Annotated in this window: 14 protein-coding genes and 1 pseudogene; 4 read left to right on the forward strand and 11 right to left on the reverse strand. The window is 65.7% G+C overall.

Annotation, left to right across the window (positions count from 1 at the left end; translation table 11 throughout):
* Positions 1 to 19 precede the first annotated feature (19 nt).
* The 5 genes and pseudogenes from QLQ83_RS11385 to QLQ83_RS11405 all read right to left on the reverse strand — a co-directional run.
* Complete coding sequence (locus tag QLQ83_RS11385; RefSeq protein ID WP_282735645.1) at positions 20 to 1,330, reverse strand: carboxypeptidase-like regulatory domain-containing protein; 1,311 nt, start codon at positions 1,328 to 1,330, stop codon at positions 20 to 22.
* Positions 1,327 to 1,719 (reverse strand): hypothetical protein, encoded by a 393-nt coding sequence (locus QLQ83_RS11390; RefSeq protein WP_282735646.1) that lies wholly within the window; start codon positions 1,717 to 1,719, stop codon positions 1,327 to 1,329. Before QLQ83_RS11390 ends, QLQ83_RS11385 begins: the two co-directional genes overlap by 4 nt.
* A 152-nt stretch (positions 1,720 to 1,871) precedes the next feature.
* Positions 1,872 to 2,015, reverse strand: coding sequence for a hypothetical protein (locus tag QLQ83_RS11395; RefSeq protein ID WP_282735647.1), 144 nt, complete (start codon positions 2,013 to 2,015; stop codon positions 1,872 to 1,874).
* Positions 2,016 to 2,330: 315 nt separating this feature from the next.
* Positions 2,331 to 3,164, reverse strand: a complete 834-nt coding sequence (locus QLQ83_RS11400) for an ion transporter (protein ID WP_282735648.1) — start codon at positions 3,162 to 3,164, stop codon at positions 2,331 to 2,333.
* A gap of 73 nt (positions 3,165 to 3,237) precedes the next feature.
* Positions 3,238 to 3,658, reverse strand: a pseudogene (locus QLQ83_RS11405) (IS1380 family transposase); the annotation flags it as partial.
* Between the two features lie 272 nt (positions 3,659 to 3,930).
* Here QLQ83_RS11405 and QLQ83_RS11410 point away from each other — a divergent pair.
* Positions 3,931 to 4,464 (forward strand): phasin family protein, encoded by a 534-nt coding sequence (locus QLQ83_RS11410; protein WP_282735649.1) that lies wholly within the window; start codon positions 3,931 to 3,933, stop codon positions 4,462 to 4,464.
* A gap of 311 nt (positions 4,465 to 4,775) precedes the next feature.
* Here QLQ83_RS11410 and QLQ83_RS11415 read toward each other — a convergent pair whose 3' ends face one another.
* The 5 genes from QLQ83_RS11415 to QLQ83_RS11435 form a co-directional block, all read right to left on the reverse strand.
* Positions 4,776 to 5,945 carry a mandelate racemase/muconate lactonizing enzyme family protein gene (locus QLQ83_RS11415; RefSeq protein WP_282735650.1) on the reverse strand — a complete coding sequence of 390 codons (1,170 nt, stop codon included), beginning with the start codon at positions 5,943 to 5,945 and terminating at the stop codon, positions 4,776 to 4,778.
* A gap of 9 nt (positions 5,946 to 5,954) precedes the next feature.
* Positions 5,955 to 6,410: a tripartite tricarboxylate transporter TctB family protein gene (locus tag QLQ83_RS11420; protein ID WP_282735651.1), complete on the reverse strand. Its 456-nt coding sequence runs from the start codon at positions 6,408 to 6,410 to the stop codon at positions 5,955 to 5,957.
* Positions 6,407 to 7,945 carry a tripartite tricarboxylate transporter permease gene (locus tag QLQ83_RS11425; protein ID WP_282735652.1) on the reverse strand — a complete coding sequence of 513 codons (1,539 nt, stop codon included), beginning with the start codon at positions 7,943 to 7,945 and terminating at the stop codon, positions 6,407 to 6,409. Before QLQ83_RS11425 ends, QLQ83_RS11420 begins: the two co-directional genes overlap by 4 nt.
* Positions 7,946 to 8,032: 87 nt before the next feature.
* Positions 8,033 to 8,983 carry a Bug family tripartite tricarboxylate transporter substrate binding protein gene (locus tag QLQ83_RS11430; protein WP_282735653.1) on the reverse strand — a complete coding sequence of 317 codons (951 nt, stop codon included), beginning with the start codon at positions 8,981 to 8,983 and terminating at the stop codon, positions 8,033 to 8,035.
* A gap of 157 nt (positions 8,984 to 9,140) precedes the next feature.
* A complete protein-coding gene (locus QLQ83_RS11435; RefSeq protein ID WP_282735654.1) occupies positions 9,141 to 9,878 on the reverse strand; it encodes a FadR/GntR family transcriptional regulator in 738 nt (245 codons plus the stop codon).
* Between the two features lie 121 nt (positions 9,879 to 9,999).
* Between QLQ83_RS11435 and argE the strand changes: the two genes are divergently transcribed.
* On the forward strand, positions 10,000 to 11,154 hold the full coding sequence (argE, locus tag QLQ83_RS11440; RefSeq protein WP_282735655.1) for an acetylornithine deacetylase: 1,155 nt from the start codon (positions 10,000 to 10,002) through the stop codon (positions 11,152 to 11,154).
* Positions 11,155 to 11,191: 37 nt separating this feature from the next.
* Positions 11,192 to 11,935: a glutamine amidotransferase gene (locus QLQ83_RS11445; RefSeq protein WP_282735656.1), complete on the forward strand. Its 744-nt coding sequence runs from the start codon at positions 11,192 to 11,194 to the stop codon at positions 11,933 to 11,935.
* 100 nt (positions 11,936 to 12,035) lie between these two features.
* Here QLQ83_RS11445 and QLQ83_RS11450 read toward each other — a convergent pair whose 3' ends face one another.
* Positions 12,036 to 13,748, reverse strand: coding sequence for a DEAD/DEAH box helicase (locus QLQ83_RS11450; protein WP_282735657.1), 1,713 nt, complete (start codon positions 13,746 to 13,748; stop codon positions 12,036 to 12,038).
* Between the two features lie 421 nt (positions 13,749 to 14,169).
* Between QLQ83_RS11450 and QLQ83_RS11455 the strand changes: the two genes are divergently transcribed.
* Positions 14,170 to 14,625 (forward strand): YaiI/YqxD family protein, encoded by a 456-nt coding sequence (locus tag QLQ83_RS11455; protein ID WP_282735658.1) that lies wholly within the window; start codon positions 14,170 to 14,172, stop codon positions 14,623 to 14,625.
* Positions 14,626 to 14,684 lie beyond the last annotated feature (59 nt).

Here is a 14,684-nt window from a genome sequence, read left to right on the forward strand (position 1 = left end):
CAGGATCACAGGACGAGCACTACTGGCAACCGGTCGATTCTGCCTTGCTGTTCAGCTCGCGCAGCCTGACCTCGAGATCATGTCGCTGGTAGTCGGTATCGAAGGCCATCACCTCGAAGACGCTAGCGCCGCGCGGGCCGACCAACATCGGCGCAGAGTGGTGAACGAATGTCGCGCCGTCCATCGTCAGTTGCAGCCGTGGAAGGCCCTCCTCGTCGTATTCCAGGCGCAACGATTCGAAGCGCCACGACAGCGGTGCGTCATCAGCACAGCTTGGCAGGCTCACCGGAACCCCTGGGGTCAGTTCGACCTGCTGCCTCTCGAGTTCCTTGCCTTCGGCATCGGTCACCACCACCCGGTAGACACGCGGGCCAGTGAGGGTCTCGCCCTCCTCGTGGAGTTCCGCCTGCAGCGCGGCGCGCACGGATTCCACACGAAACAACGGCGGCTGATACGGCAATTCCCGCCCGGGAAAGGGACGATAGACGAAGCGCAGCGAGAGTAGCCGTTCGCTGGTGGCATCCAGCCCCGGTACCGCGCCGGTCATGGCAGTTAGCGTTGCGGGCTCCCAGGCCAGCTTGGCGTATCGATCTTGCGGGGTGCGCAGGAAGAGCGTGCCGGGGGTGTCATCCAGCGCCAGCCGCGTCGCCGAGGGCGGCTCGGGCGAGGCATCCAGATAGCGCAGCAGATAGTCCCAGGAGTCGTGGGCGATACCCTGCTCCTCGGCCGAGACGAAGTGGAGCCCTCCCCCATCGGGCACCGCCAGGGTGACTCTGAGAGGCGCTCGATTTAACTCGAGGGGATAGAGATCGGCAAGCGGCAGGTCTCGAGTCGGGGTGTCATCGATGAACGACCAGCCGAAAGGCTCACCCACCTCACCCCAGCCCAGATAAGCAGTGCCACCAGGCAGACGCTCGTCGCGGTTGACGACTGTTTGCAGGGTCAGCTCCGCCCCCGGCGGCACATGGCTCACGTCCAAGGTCTGAAATCCCTCAGCCTCGGCTTTCAACCGACCGCCGCCGCTGCCTACCAGCCATACCGGCCCGGGTAGTGGCAACCGAAAGCGCCCATCGGCATCAGTTGTCGCGGTGGCTACATAGCGCTTGTCCCACATCAACTGGCCATGGGATTCACTGCGACCCCAGCCCTGTCGGCTTACAGTGATGATGGCATCGGCTACAGGGGAACCGCTGTGATAAGCGACCAGCCGGCCCGAAACCGGCGCCGGCGAAAACCACCAAAGTGCCAGCCAAACCAGCAATGCCAACGCCGCCAGGGTGGCGGCCAACCCCATGGCAAGAAGACGGAACAGTCGGGAACGGCCACTCATGGCGCTTCAATGCTCGTTGCACCGCTGAGATAGCGAACGGCCTCGACCGCCACGCGCGGGTGTCGCGATACCAGCACGATGCGCTTCGGGCCCAACAGGGTGTGAAGGTCCGCCTCAAGCAGCATCTCGCCGCGGAAGGTGACAACAAGGCGCTCGCCCAGGTGGGACGACAGCCGGCTATTGAAGATCCCGAAACAGGCCGGGGTTTCGGGCATATCGAAGCGCAGATGCACAAGATCATTCTCGACGACGACGTGGTCGACCCGCTCGGCGCAGTCCGGGGTCAACACGTATTGCTCATCGCCCGTAGCGAAGACCATGCCCACCTCATCGGCCTTGGCCATAGACACCGGCAGGATCAGTGCAGCAACCAACAACAGGTACCGCATGGCTTCCTCCCAGCCCCCGATAGGATCAGCATAGCTACAGGCGCAGGCAAGCCAATGGCGACGCGACCCAAGCCATGGAAGCCTGACCTGCACCCTCGCAAGCCTCAACGCCCCTGGTGCAGCTCGAACACCTTCATCAACTCGCGTCTGTGCTAGAAACCGATCCCCGGCACCTGCGAGAGCGCCACCTGTCCCGACTCTCTGGGCATGGCATCGGCAAAGCCGCTATAGCGCAGCAGGTTGCGCACGGCCTGATGGGAGAAGAGGTTCTCGCCGGTGGCCGTGCGAGGGTGCATGGTGCTGGCTCAGTTGCTGCTGCAGGGCGTAGTCCAGGGAGGGGCGCCGGCCTCCTCGTACCAGCGCACGCCGTAGGGCGCCAGGCCGGCAACTGCGCCAGGGGCTGGTTCTCGACCTTGGCGACGATGTGCCAGAGCGTCCAGCGCCGGTGAAAAGGGCTCGCTATCCTGTGTAAACAGATCGATAACGGGCCGCTTTTTCCCTGCATCAGGTTGTCAGCATTCGGCTAGAATCCGATATTTAGCAAGATTTGATATAACGTTTCCGCTTGGCAGCCGTTGGTTCGGCGTGACTTTGTGTCCCTGGATCACGTTTCACACCCCCGGCGGGGGTCGCGACAGGTCGCGAATCTCATCGCGCAAGGCGACCACCTCATCCCGGAGCATGGCCAGTTGCTTGGCCCCTGCCAATTCGGCGTCGGTACTATCGGCGTCGCGGCCGACGAAGAAGGTGGCGAGCGCCGCTGTCACATAGCCGAAGATACCGAAGGCGTAAAGCGCCAGAAAGACGCAGAGGACACGTCCCTCTGCCGTCTGCGGCCAGTACTGCGAGCCCATCGTCGTCATGATCATGGAGGTCCACCACAGCGACTCGCCGTAGCTGTGCGGGCCGCCGGGTGCCTCGCTTTCGAAAGCATACATCCCGGCCGCGCCGGCAAACGTGACCAGCACAGTGAGGGCGATTACATACCCGAAGCCTCGTCTGCTAAGACTCGCGCCGAGCGCCTTCATCCCGCGGTTCAGCGAACTGACGACCCGGACCAGCCGCAACCCCCGCCCCGTCCTGGCCAGGCGGAGTAGCCGAAACGTACGGAAAGCGCGGAAGATCCGCAGCGCGGGGATCAGCAGCGAAATGGCGGTCAGCCAGTTACGCTTGAGGTAAACGGCCTTGTCCGGGGCCAGGATCAACTTCACAGCAAAATCGAGAATGAAGATGACCCAGATAATCGTGCCGAGGAAATTGAACAACAGACTCTCGCCTCGAATCAACTCCACGACCAGCAGCACCAACCACACGAACGCAAGAACGAGCATCGGCGTTTCCAGCCAGCCCTCCAAACGTTCCAGCAACTCGTATCGCTCCCGTTTCAGCACCTCCGCGTCCGTGGCATTCGTGTCAGGATTTTCGTTCTTGCCCCTCTCACTCATAGTGTGTCCCCGCTTGTGACCTACCCCGGAAGCCTCCTACCAACGAACAGTGATGTGACTTCACGCCCTGATGCCGGGCATGCAAAGTCAGCGCGCCGGAGCCCTGAGCACCTGTGCGCACCTTCGAAGCAGGCTCCACCGCTGGTGCGTCCGGTTCTCCAGCAGGCGGCTCAGCACTTGATAAGCATAGTGGCTCAACAGCAGGCTCACCTCACCATCACCTGCTGAGCGGTCGAATCGCCATGGTTCGTCGAGGAGAGATGCATATCGAGCGCCGATTTCCCACGCCCATGGGAGCTTCGGCCTTGCCCCGCCAGCGATACGGGGCCAGAACTTTCCCAGGCGGGGATGTCGAATTTGCCGAGACGGGTGACCAGCAACAAGCTGTGCAACAGCACGTCATCGGGACGTGCCTTCACCACCAGCACCACACGCCGCAGCGCTAGTCATTCGCCGGCTTGATCGGTCAGGTCGTGGCGCCATGTGTGGGGGCGTTACAACATTCCTATGCGGCTATGCAGAATGTAGGTGTGCTACCGCACGGAAAGGTTATCGATGACTGTTTATACTTTGATTGATGTAGCGGCAGGTGCCGGCCCGACAAGGAACGATGCGCTGACATCCTGGGTTTGACGTTTCTACATCAACAGGCGAAAGCAGCATCGGATTTTTTGATGGCTTTCTTGCCGAATAGCACATTTTGCTTGAGCAGCTCCTTCACTTGAGCAATTACCAATTATATCTTTACAAGACAAGGAGATATTAGATGAGCGCTGAAAAGACCAAGAAAGATGGCGACCAGGCCACCGAGCAGTTCGACAATACCATGCTTGAGCCGGTCCGTGCCTACGGAACCCTGACCACTGATTACTTTGAAAAACTGTTCTCGGCACAATTCGATGCCGTTCGCGCCTTTGCAGACACCAGTTTGGCGCAATCCCGCTCCTGGCTCGAAGTCAAGGATCCCGACAGCTTTCGGCAGGTGATCGAGGAGCAGCAGCAGGCCATCCGGGAAATGAGTGAGCGATTGAAGGAAGACACTGACAAGATACAGTCCTTGAGTCAGGAATACCTGAAGGAGACCCAGCAACTGACGATGGAGAGCGTGCAGTCGGGCCGCAAGCAGCTCGATGAAAACATGCAGAAGGCCCAGAAGCAGTTTCAGGACAACCTTCAGAAGGGGCAGGAGCAAGTAGAAGACAGCCTTCAGAAGGGTAAGGAAGAGGCAGACACTACTCAACAGAAAAGCCAGCCGCAGACCGACAAGAGCAAGAAGTCGACCAGCACTGCGGATAAGTAATATTGAACACTTGATCAGAAAATCTTGATTTTCAGGGCCGTTTCCCCAGGAAAGCGGCCCTTTTGCCGTCTGTCTGGCTAGCTAGACGCCATCGGCAGCGGAACCATATCGATCGCTTCGACATATCCCGGGGACGTATCAAAAAACGAGTGCCGCATGCATGTCGAATCGACTTGTCGATGGCGTGGGCATGTCCGGGCGCCATCGCGCTGCCACCACTGCTCCCACCGGCGTCCCTTCAGCGGATGATGCTCGAGCCAACGTCCAGGCGCTTCCTCATGCCCTGCACCGGCGCAGGGCATGACGCGACCTCAGCGCCCCAGGTGCGCCTCGAACACCTTCATCAGCTCGCGCTTGTCCTCGAAGCCGATCCCCGGCGCCTCTGGCAGGGCCACCTGCCCCGCCTCGATGGGCGTGGAGTCGGCAAAGCCGCCGAAGGGCGCGAAGACCCGCGGATAGGACTCGTTGCCGCCCAGCTTGAGGCCGGCGGCGATGTTCAGTGCGAACTGGTGGCCGCCATGGGGAATGCACTGCCGCGATGACCAGCCGTGGGCGCGCAGCACCTCGAGCATGCGCAGGTACTCCACCAGGCCATAGCCGAGCACCGGGTCCATCTGCAGGATGTCGCGGTCGGGGCGCATGCCGCCATAGCGCAGCAGGTTGCGCACGTCCTGGTGGGAGAAGAGGTTCTCGCCGGTGGCCGTGGGTGGCGCATAGTGCTCGCTCAGCTGCTGCTGGAGGGCGTAGTCGAGGGGGTCACCGGCCTCCTCGTACCAGCGCACGCCATAGGGCGCCAGACCATCGGCGAAGGCCAGCGCGGTGCGCAGGTCGAAGCGGCCGTTGGCGTCCACCGCCAGTCGCCCCGCGTCTCCCACGATGTCGATGGCGGCCTCGACCCGCTCGAGATCCTCGGCCAGCGGCACCGCGCCGATCTTCATCTTGGTGCAGGTGTAGCCCAGATCGAGATAGTCGCGCATCTCCTCCTGCAGGCCCTGGACCTGCTTGCCCCGGTGGTAGTAACCGCCCGCCGCATAGACCGCGATGCGTTCGTCGGGGCGGCCGTCGCCGTGGCGCTCGGCCAGCACCTGCGCCAGGGGCACGTTCTCGCCCTTGGCGACGATGTCCCAGATCGCCATGTCGATGATGCCCACCGCCACGCTGCGCTCGCCGTGCCCCCCCGGCTTCTCGTTGGCCATCAGTACCGACCACACCTTGAAGGGGTCCAGGTTGTGGCCGCTGTCGTCGAGCAGCGAGCTCGGCTCGGCTTCGCGCAGGCGCGGCAGGAAGCGCTCGCGCAGCAGCCCGCTCTGGGCGTAGCGGCCGTTGGAATTGAAGCCGTAGCCCACCACCTGGCGGCCCTCCACCCGGGCATCGGTATAGATGGCCAGGATGGAGACGTCCATGGTGGCAAAGGAGATGTAGGCGTTGGCGATGTCGGAAGCGATCGACACGCGGGCCTCGCGGATATCGGTGATTCTCATGAATGACTCCTAGAAGAACAGGCCCGTCGGCAGGCGTACATTGAGCACTTCCTTGAAGGTCAGGTAGAAGACGATGACCAGCCCCAGGATCACCGGCGTCCACTTCAGCAGGCGCTGCCAGGTCACCCGCGTCTCGACCCGGGCCAGGTACCAGGTGAGGGCGTAGAAGGCGACCAGCGTAGTCACCAGGAACCCGAGTACCTCGACCAACCCCCACCAGAGAAAGAACCCGGCGATCACGGTGAACAGCCGCCTGGGGCTGCCGGTGATCTCGACATGGCGACCACCGGGGCGGATCACGCCCTTGACGATCAGCGCGACCGCGATCAGACACAGGAGCACCAGGATGGCCCGCGGGAAGATGATGCTGAGCCGCCCGATGTCTTCGCGAGGCAACCAGAGCACGGCGGCGAAGACCAGGCCGACGGTGCCCGCCGCAATGTCGGTATTGAGGCGCAGGATCATGGCGACCTCCCCTCGTCCTCGTCGACCCTGTCCAGCAGCCCCTTGCGCGCCAGCCACATGGGCACCAGCGTGGTCGCGGCCCCCAGCACCACCAGGCCGGCGAGCACCATGGAGAGCGGATTGTGCAGCAACCTCAGCCAGGGGATGGGATCGACGACCGCCGCCATCAACGTCTGCACATAGCCCTCCTCGGCGATCCCGCCGAGGATCAGGCCAAGCACGATGGGCGCGGGCTGGATGCCGATCAGGCGCAGGAAGTAGCCGGCGGTGCCCAGGATCAGCATGATGCCGACATCCAGCAGACTGTTGCGCAGGGCAAAGGTCCCCAGGATGGTCACCATGGCGATGCTCGGCACCAGGAAATAGTAGGGCGTGCGGATCACCACGCGGTGGATCAGCCGTCCGCCGAGCAGCCCGACCGGCAGCAGCAGCAGGGCCGCCATCCCCATGGAGAGGATGAAGCCGTTGGTCAGCACACCGGACTCGGTGAACAGGTCCAGCCCCGGGCGCAGGCCGTGCATCAGCAGCACGCCGAGGATGATGGCATCCGGCGGCGCCCCGGGAATGCCCAGGGTCAGCAGCGGCACCATGCTGCCCGCCACCATCACGTTGTTGCTCGACTCCGAGGCCACCACGCCGTCGACGTTGCCCTTGCCGAAACTCTTGGGGTCCCGGGAGAAGCGCCGGGCCTCGTTGTAGGCCACCAGGCTGGTGACGTTGCCGCCGGCACCGGGAATGATGGCGATGATCTGGCCGATCAGGCAGGAGCGGATCAGGTTGACCGGCTTGCCGAAGATATGGCGGGCGATGCTGAGGATGGAGACTTCCTTCTTGCGCAGCTCCGTCTGTCCGGGCAGCGCCCCCCGGCCTTCGGCGGCCATGGTCAGCAACTCGGGAATCACGAACAGGCCGATGAGTGCCACGATCAGCTCGATGCCCCCCTGCAGCGGCGGGTAGTCGAAGATGAAGCGGGACTCGCCGCCCACGGGCGAGACGCCTATGGTGCTGAGCAGGATCCCGATGCAGCCGCCCAGCAGCCCCTTGAGCAAGGAGTCGCTGGAGAGGCTCGCGACCAGGGTCAGCCCCAGCATCGCCACCCAGAACATCTCCGACGGCCCGAAGGCCACGGCCCATCGCGCCAGGGGGGGCGCCAGCACCAGCAGGAAGATGACCCCGACGATCCCCCCGGCCACCGAGGCGATGGTCGCCGCGGCGATGGCCTCGTAGGCCCGGCCCTGGCGGGCCATGGGATAGCCGTCGAAGGTGGTGGCGATCGACGAGGGGGTACCGGGAGTGTTGATCAGGATGGCCGTGAAGGCACCGCCGTAGATGGAGCCCATGTAGACCCCGCCCAGGGCCATCAGGCCCTGAAGGGCCTCCATGGAGAAGGTGAAGGGCAGCAGGACCGCCAGCGCCATGGTGGCCGTGAGCCCGGGCATCGCGCCGATGAAGAGGCCTGCCGAGACGCCCACCAGCACGGTGATGACGCTCTCGAAGGTCAACAGGGAGGCCAGTGCCTCGAGGAGCATGTCCATGCATCACTCCGCCTGGGGCCATGCGCGCATGGCCCCGCTATGACAGGAGAGGAAGGGGGCGAGTGGCCCCCGCGGCAGGAGGAAGGGTTACTCGGCGTCCTCGAGGATCGGGCCATAGGCATCGCGAAGCATGCCAATCACCTCGTCGATCTCGTCACCGGTGATGGATTCCATCACGAAGCCCAGCGGCTCCTGCTTCTCGGCGATCTGGCGGTTGGCCTCGGCGAAGGCCTCCTCGAGGGTCTCGACCACCTCGTCCGGGGTCCCCTTGGGAACCGCCACACCGCGATAGGCGCCGCCGACGATGTCATAGCCCTGTTCCTTGAAGGTGGGCGCATCGGGCAGCGCCTTGACGCGCTCCTCGGAGGCCACCGCCAGCACCTTGACGCTGTCGGCCATCTCCGTGCCGAGCATGGTGTAGTTGAAGATGCCGGCGACATGGCCACCCTCCAGCGCCCCCTTGAGCGGTCCGGTACCGGAGAAGGGAATGTAGGTCAGGTCGATGTCGGCTTCCTGCTCGAAGCGCAGCATGTCCAGGTGGTTGGCGCTGTAGGTGCCGCTGCCGCCCAGGGTGATCGCCTCGGGGTTCTCCCTGGCATCCTCGACGAGGTCCTCGAGGGTGTCGTAGGGGCTGTCGTTGTGCACGATCAGGGCATTGGGCGTGGAGTGGAAGAAGGTGACGATTCGCCAGTTGTCGGTCTCGTAGCCCGCGTTGTTACGCTGGATCGGCTGGCCGATGATGTGTGGGATATTGACGCCGATGATCTCGTAGCCATCCGGCTCGGCGCTGCTCTGGAACTCACTCCAGGCCACGGCACCGCCGCCGCCCGGCCGGTGGGTCACGTTCACCGAGACGCCCAGCACCTCTTCCAGGATCGGTTCCTGGAAGCGTGCCGTGACGTCAGATTCACCACCCGGATCGAAGGGGATGATGTAGGTGATGTCCTCTTCCGGGTACTCGGCATGGGCGGCGCCGGCCAGCCCCACGGCGGCGACGGCCGTCATGGCCAGCACCAGCTTCTTGTACGTGAACTTCATGGCATGCTCCAGACGTTATTGTGTCGTGATCGTCTCGTGGCAGCCGAGCCCTCTTATTATCGGTGTTGTCCCGCCCGGCTGCCGGGCCCCAGCGCCTCGCACCCGTCGCTGATGCCCTGTCCTGAAGCTAGCCGAGTTGTAAAAGTTGTCAAGAACGTCATCCCTCGAAGACCCGTCGCCGAGAATTGCGCAGGTGGCGCTGCATGCACCGGCCGGCCCGCTCCTCGTCGCCGGCCAGGATGCTGTCGTGGATGTCGCGATGCTCCTGCTGGACCTCCGGGACATGGTGCTCCGGGCGCCTCAGGCCGAGCCCGCGTGCCAGGTTCTGGCCATAGGTGATCGCCGCCTCGAGCGAGAGCAGGGTGTCGGAGAAGAAGCGGTTGTGGGTGGCCCGGGCGATGGCGAGATGGAAGCCGAAGTCGGCATCCACCCCCAGGGCGTTATCGCGGATGCGCTGTTCGAGCAGTGCCAGCGCCCGAGTGAGCACCGTGCGGTCCTCGCGGGTGGCCTTGAGCGCCGCCAGGCGGGCGGCCTCGGACTCGACGGCGACCCGGAACTCGAAGCAGCGCTGGATGTCTGCCAGGCTCTCCAGCGGGGCGAACTCGAGCATGGCCCGGTCGGGACGACGCTGGACGAAGCTGCCGGAACCACGATGCGAGCGCACCAGGCCATCATCGCGCAACCGGGCCAGGGCCTCGCGCACGATCGGGCGGGACACGCCGTAGCGGCACGCCAGCTGCTCTTCCGAGGGCAGACGCTCGCCTTCCGCAAAGTCGCGGTTGATGATGCGATCGATGATGTCGCCATAGACCCGATCGCTGAGCTTCTCTCCCTTGCGGCATGCCTCGCCGCCTGGCGAGCTGTCAGAGGCGCGTTTCTCCACCCGTGAATCCATGGTCGTCTCCTGCGGCTTTCCCACAGCATAAGCCACCCCTTGCCCGGAGAGGAGAGGGGCGGTCCAGCCGCCCGACCAGCCGTGTTAGGCTTGGCCGACACTGTTACCCGGGAGCCTTATCATGACCGCCGCCGAGATACTCGACCGCCTGGTGGGCTTCGCCACCGTCTCGCGGGACTCCAACCTGGCCTTGATCGAATGGGTCGAGGGCCTGCTCGACACGCACGGGGTGGCGCATTGGCGGGTGGAAAGCGACGACGGCCGCAAGGCCAACCTGCTGGCGCGCATCGGCCCCGCCGTGGCCGGCGGCGTGGTGCTCTCCGGCCATACCGACGTGGTGCCGGTGGATGGGCAGCCCTGGTCCACCGACCCCTTCACCCTGATCGACAAGGGCGATGGCCGGCTCTATGGCCGCGGCACCTGCGACATGAAGGGCTTCATCGCCTGCGCGCTGGCGGAAGTTTCTCGCTGGGTGACGCAGGAGCTGGCGACGCCGATCTGGCTGGCGTTCTCCTACGACGAGGAGGTGGGCTGCATCGGCGCCCCGCGGATGATCGAGCGGCTGCTGGCCGACCACCCTCGCCCCGCGGCGGTGATCGTCGGCGAGCCAACCATGATGCACCCGGTAGTGGCTCACAAGGGGGCCACCAACCTGCGCACCACCGTGACCGGCCGCGCCGCCCACTCCAGCCAGGTGAACCAGGGGGTCTCGGCGATCCACGTGGCCGCCCGCCTGGTGACGCGGATCGAGGACGTGATGGCCGAACTCAAGGCCGAGGGGCGCGTGGACGAGGCCTTCAACGTGGTGCACTCGAGCCTGCACGTCGGCAAGATCCAGGGCGGCACGGCGATCAACATCATGGCCCGGGAATGCACCTTCGAGTGGGAGATTCGCCATCTACCGTCGGATCTCTTCGAGGAGCTGCTCGCGCGGGTGAACGACACCGCGACCGGGCTGGAGGCCGAGATGCGCAGGCGGGCGCCGGACGCCGCCATCGTGACCGAGGCGCTGAACACCACGGTGCCGGCACTCGCCGACGACAACAACGCCGAGGTGCTCGCGCTGTGCCGCGACCTGCTCGACGAGCGCCCTGCCGGTGCCGTGGCCTATGCCACCGAGGCCGGGCAGTTCCAGCGCGAGGGACTCCCCACGGTGATCTGCGGCCCGGGGAGCATCGGCCAGGCCCACCAGCCCGACGAGTATATCGACATCGACCAGCTCGAGGCGGGCGCGGCCTTCATGGCGGCACTGGGCGAGCGGCTGCAACGAAAGTAGAATGCCGGCTCCCTGCCACCCGCTGCCTGGAGCCCCCATGCCCCGCCTGCTGATCGTCAAGACCGGAGACAGCTTTGCCGACGTGGCTCGTGACCACGGCGACTTCGAGACCCTCTTCCGCCGGGTGCTGGTGGACTCGCCGGCCGTCCCATCGGTGCGGGTCTTCGATGCCCCACGCGCCTCTTTTCTGCCGGATCTCGACGACATCGACGGTCTCCTGATCACCGGTTCCCACGCCATGGTCAGCCACGCCGAGCCGTGGAGCGAGGCACTCAGGCCTTGGCTGGTCGAGGCACGTGCCCGCGACATCGCCATGCTCGGCGTCTGCTACGGCCACCAGCTGATGGCTGCGGCCTTCGGCGGCACCAGCGACTTCCACCCCGCGGGCCGGGAATCCGGCACCCGCGAGATCGCCCTGACCGAGGCCGGTCGCCGGGATCCACTGCTGGGGAGCCTGCCGACCAGGTTCCGCGCCCACCTGAGCCACGCCCAGACCGTCCTCACGGCACCGGCCGAGGCCTGCGTGCTGGCGGCCAATGCCCACGACCCGCACCAGGCGCTGCGTCATGGTCCTCGCCAGTGGAGCGTGCAGTTCCATCCGGAGTTCACCCCGGCGGTGATGCGCGCCTATCTCGCGCACCAGCGGGAGGCCCTGCGAGACCAGGGCGAGGCGCCGGAGCGCCTGATCGCCGACGTGACTGCCACGCCCGAGGCAACCGGCCTGCTGTCGCGCTTCGCCCTCCTGGCGGCCAGGGCCCGCGAGACAACGCCCCAGGCCTGAGGCCGGGCGAGGAGCGGATCAGTCGCCGAATGCAAAAGGCCCCCGCACCTGGTGGTGCGAGGGCCTTGGCATTACGGGCCGGGCTCATGCCCGGCCGCGATCAGGCGCTGGTGCGACGGCGAATCGGCGCGTCACCGTCCTGGCGACGACGCGGGGCGCGCTCGGGCGCGCCCTTGTCCTCGCTGATCTCCAGCGGACGACCGGCGACGCGGGCGCGGGCCATCTTGCTCAGAATGCTCTCCGGCAGCGAGCTCGGCAGCTCGACCACCGAGAAGGCGGTGCGGATGTCGATGCGGCCGATGCGGCTACCCTCGATGCCGCCCTCGTTGGCGAGTGCCCCGACCAGCTGGCCGGGCTTGACGCCATCCTGGTGGCCCACGGCGACACGATAGCGGGTCATGCCCTCACGCGGCGCCCGGTCTTCACGATCGCCGCGACGCTTCGGCTTGGCGTCGCGCGGGTTGCGGTCGTTGCGCTCGGCACGCGGTGCCTGAAGGCGACCGATGGGCGCCTCGTCGGCACGCGCCATGCGCGCGAAGGCACAGGCCAGCTCGATGGGGTCGTGCCCCTCCTCGACCATCCGCTCGACCAGGGAACGCTGCTCGTCGGCACCGGCGGTCAGGGCAGCGACCACGCGCTGGTGGAACATCTCGTCGCGGTGGGCGCGGATGGCAGCCTCGTCGGGCACCGCCATCTCGCTCATCTTCTGGCCGGTGGCCTGTTCGAGCCAGCCCACCTTGCGGCCTTCGCGGAAGCCGACGAAGGTGATGGCGATGCCGGTGCGCCCGGCACGGCCAGTACGGCCGATGCGGTGGGTGTAGGCCTCGGCATCCTGGGGCAGGTCATAGTTGATGATGTGGGTCAGGCGCGACACGTCCAGGCCGCGGGCGGCCACGTCGGTGGCGATCAATATGTCGATCTTGCCACGCTTGAGGCGCGTGATGGTGCGCTCGCGCAGGCTCTGGTCCAGGTCACCGGAGAGACTGGCGACGTTCATGCCGCGGGCGGAGAGCTGCTCCATCAGGGTGGTGCAGGCGGCCCGGGTACGCACGAAGACGATGGCACCGTCGACCGGCTCGACCTCGAGGATGCGCGCCAGCGCCTCCTGCTTGGCGCCGCCGTCGACCCGCACCATGCGCTGTTCGATGCTGGCGGCGGTCCCGACCTTGGACTCGATGGCCACCTTGACCGGATCGACCAGGTAGCGATTGACGATGCGCTCGATCTCGGCCGGCAGGGTGGCGGAGAAGAAGACCCGCTGGGCGTCCTTCGGGGTGTCGGCCACCACGCGCTTGACGTCGTCGATGAAGCCCATGCGCAGCATCTCGTCGGCCTCGTCGAGCACCAGGGCGGAGAGGCCGTCGAGCTTGAGGCTGCCGCGATCCAGGTGATCGATGACCCGGCCCGGGGTGCCCACCACCACCTGGGCGCCACGACGCAGCGCGGAGAGCTGCTCGCGGTATTCCTGGCCGCCGCACAGGGTGGCGACCTCCAGGCCCTTGAGGTTCTGGCCGTACTTGCTGAAGGAAACGGCCACCTGCTGGGCCAGCTCGCGGGTCGGCGCCAGCACCAGCACCTGGGGCTCGCGGCGGGTCAGCTCGAGGCGAGACAGCAGCGGCAGGGCGAAGGCAGCGGTCTTGCCGGTGCCGGTCTGGGCCTGGCCCAGCATGTCACGTCCTTCCAGCAGCGCAGGGATGGTCTGCGCCTGGATCGGTGACGGGGTCTCGTAGCCCTGGGATTCCACGGCAGAGAGAACGGCGGGCAGCAGGGCCAGATCGCCGAAGCTCGGCGAGGCGACAGAAGTCGAGGTCATTAATCACACCTTGGTAGGCCGACGGGGCCGGCAGAAATTCAGTGGCGTCCCTGACGCGTGCAACACGCTCAGGCATCCGCGTTCCGTCAAACGGATCGTCAGATGAGGAAATCGGAGTCGGGGACGCCGGTCGCACCTGGCATTCGGTCCACGCCATCGGGGATGGCCCGTGAACCGCTGTGGCGACCGTTTGCGCCGATCTCGCCCGGGTGGCGTGATCTCGGTGGCGCTCCATCTACACAATTCGAACGCGCGTGGGTCAGTGCTTGCGTCACTGAGCCCGGCGTTTCGGCGCCCACCTGCCTGAGGCAGCGTGGCGTCGTCATGATGGTGGGGTCAACACATGCGAGGAGCGCGCATGCTACCATCGTCGACTGCCACTGACCAGCCTTTTCTAGGTCCCTACCCCCGGGAGTGCTGTATGCCGAATCTGTGGGTCGATGCCGATGCCTGCCCCAGGGTGGCGCGCGAGATCATAGTGCGCGCCGCCGAACGTACCGCCACGCCGACCTGGTTCGTGGCCAACCACGCGGTGCCGCTGCCGGCCTCACGGTGGGTCAAGGGCCTGGCGGTGAGCCAGGGCTTCGATGCCGCCGACAACGAGATCGTCGAGCGCATCGCCCGGGGCGACCTGCTGATCACCTCGGACCTGCCGCTGGCCCTGGAGGCCATCGAGCGCGGCGCCGGGGTGATGACCACCCGCGGCGAGGCACTGGATGCGAACAATATCCGCGCCCGGGTACAGATGAGGGACTTCATGGAGACATTGAGAGCCAGCGGCGAGCACACCGGCGGCCCCGGCGGCTACTCCGACAGCGACCGTCGCGAGTTCGCCAATGCGCTGGATCGGTGGTTGGCAAAGAATCCCAGCAGTTGAGGTTGCCGCTTCGCGGCAGATCGCGCTGCAAGCAGCGCTCCCACAAGGGTGCGGAGCCA

Source organism: Halomonas rhizosphaerae (assembly GCF_030010555.1).
In the GTDB taxonomy this organism is placed as follows: Bacteria; Pseudomonadota; Gammaproteobacteria; order Pseudomonadales; family Halomonadaceae; genus Halomonas; species Halomonas rhizosphaerae.

Bases quoted from the DNA above. Each gene is read 5' to 3' on its own strand.
- QLQ83_RS11420 (WP_282735651.1), bottom strand. From the start codon at position 6,410: ATGATCCTGCGCCTCAATACCGACATTGCGGCGGGCACCGTCGGCCTG.
- QLQ83_RS11395 (WP_282735647.1), bottom strand. From the start codon at position 2,015: ATGCACCCTCGCACGGCCACCGGCGAGAACCTCTTCTCCCATCAGGCC.
- argE (WP_282735655.1), top strand. From the start codon at position 10,000: ATGACCGCCGCCGAGATACTCGACCGCCTGGTGGGCTTCGCCACCGTC.
- QLQ83_RS11385 (WP_282735645.1), bottom strand. From the start codon at position 1,330: ATGAGTGGCCGTTCCCGACTGTTCCGTCTTCTTGCCATGGGGTTGGCC.
- QLQ83_RS11445 (WP_282735656.1), top strand. From the start codon at position 11,192: ATGCCCCGCCTGCTGATCGTCAAGACCGGAGACAGCTTTGCCGACGTG.
- QLQ83_RS11390 (WP_282735646.1), bottom strand. From the start codon at position 1,719: ATGCGGTACCTGTTGTTGGTTGCTGCACTGATCCTGCCGGTGTCTATG.
- QLQ83_RS11455 (WP_282735658.1), top strand. From the start codon at position 14,170: ATGCCGAATCTGTGGGTCGATGCCGATGCCTGCCCCAGGGTGGCGCGC.
- QLQ83_RS11400 (WP_282735648.1), bottom strand. From the start codon at position 3,164: ATGAGTGAGAGGGGCAAGAACGAAAATCCTGACACGAATGCCACGGAC.
- QLQ83_RS11435 (WP_282735654.1), bottom strand. From the start codon at position 9,878: ATGGATTCACGGGTGGAGAAACGCGCCTCTGACAGCTCGCCAGGCGGC.
- QLQ83_RS11410 (WP_282735649.1), top strand. From the start codon at position 3,931: ATGAGCGCTGAAAAGACCAAGAAAGATGGCGACCAGGCCACCGAGCAG.
- QLQ83_RS11425 (WP_282735652.1), bottom strand. From the start codon at position 7,945: ATGGACATGCTCCTCGAGGCACTGGCCTCCCTGTTGACCTTCGAGAGC.
- QLQ83_RS11430 (WP_282735653.1), bottom strand. From the start codon at position 8,983: ATGAAGTTCACGTACAAGAAGCTGGTGCTGGCCATGACGGCCGTCGCC.
- QLQ83_RS11450 (WP_282735657.1), bottom strand. From the start codon at position 13,748: ATGACCTCGACTTCTGTCGCCTCGCCGAGCTTCGGCGATCTGGCCCTG.
- QLQ83_RS11415 (WP_282735650.1), bottom strand. From the start codon at position 5,945: ATGAGAATCACCGATATCCGCGAGGCCCGCGTGTCGATCGCTTCCGAC.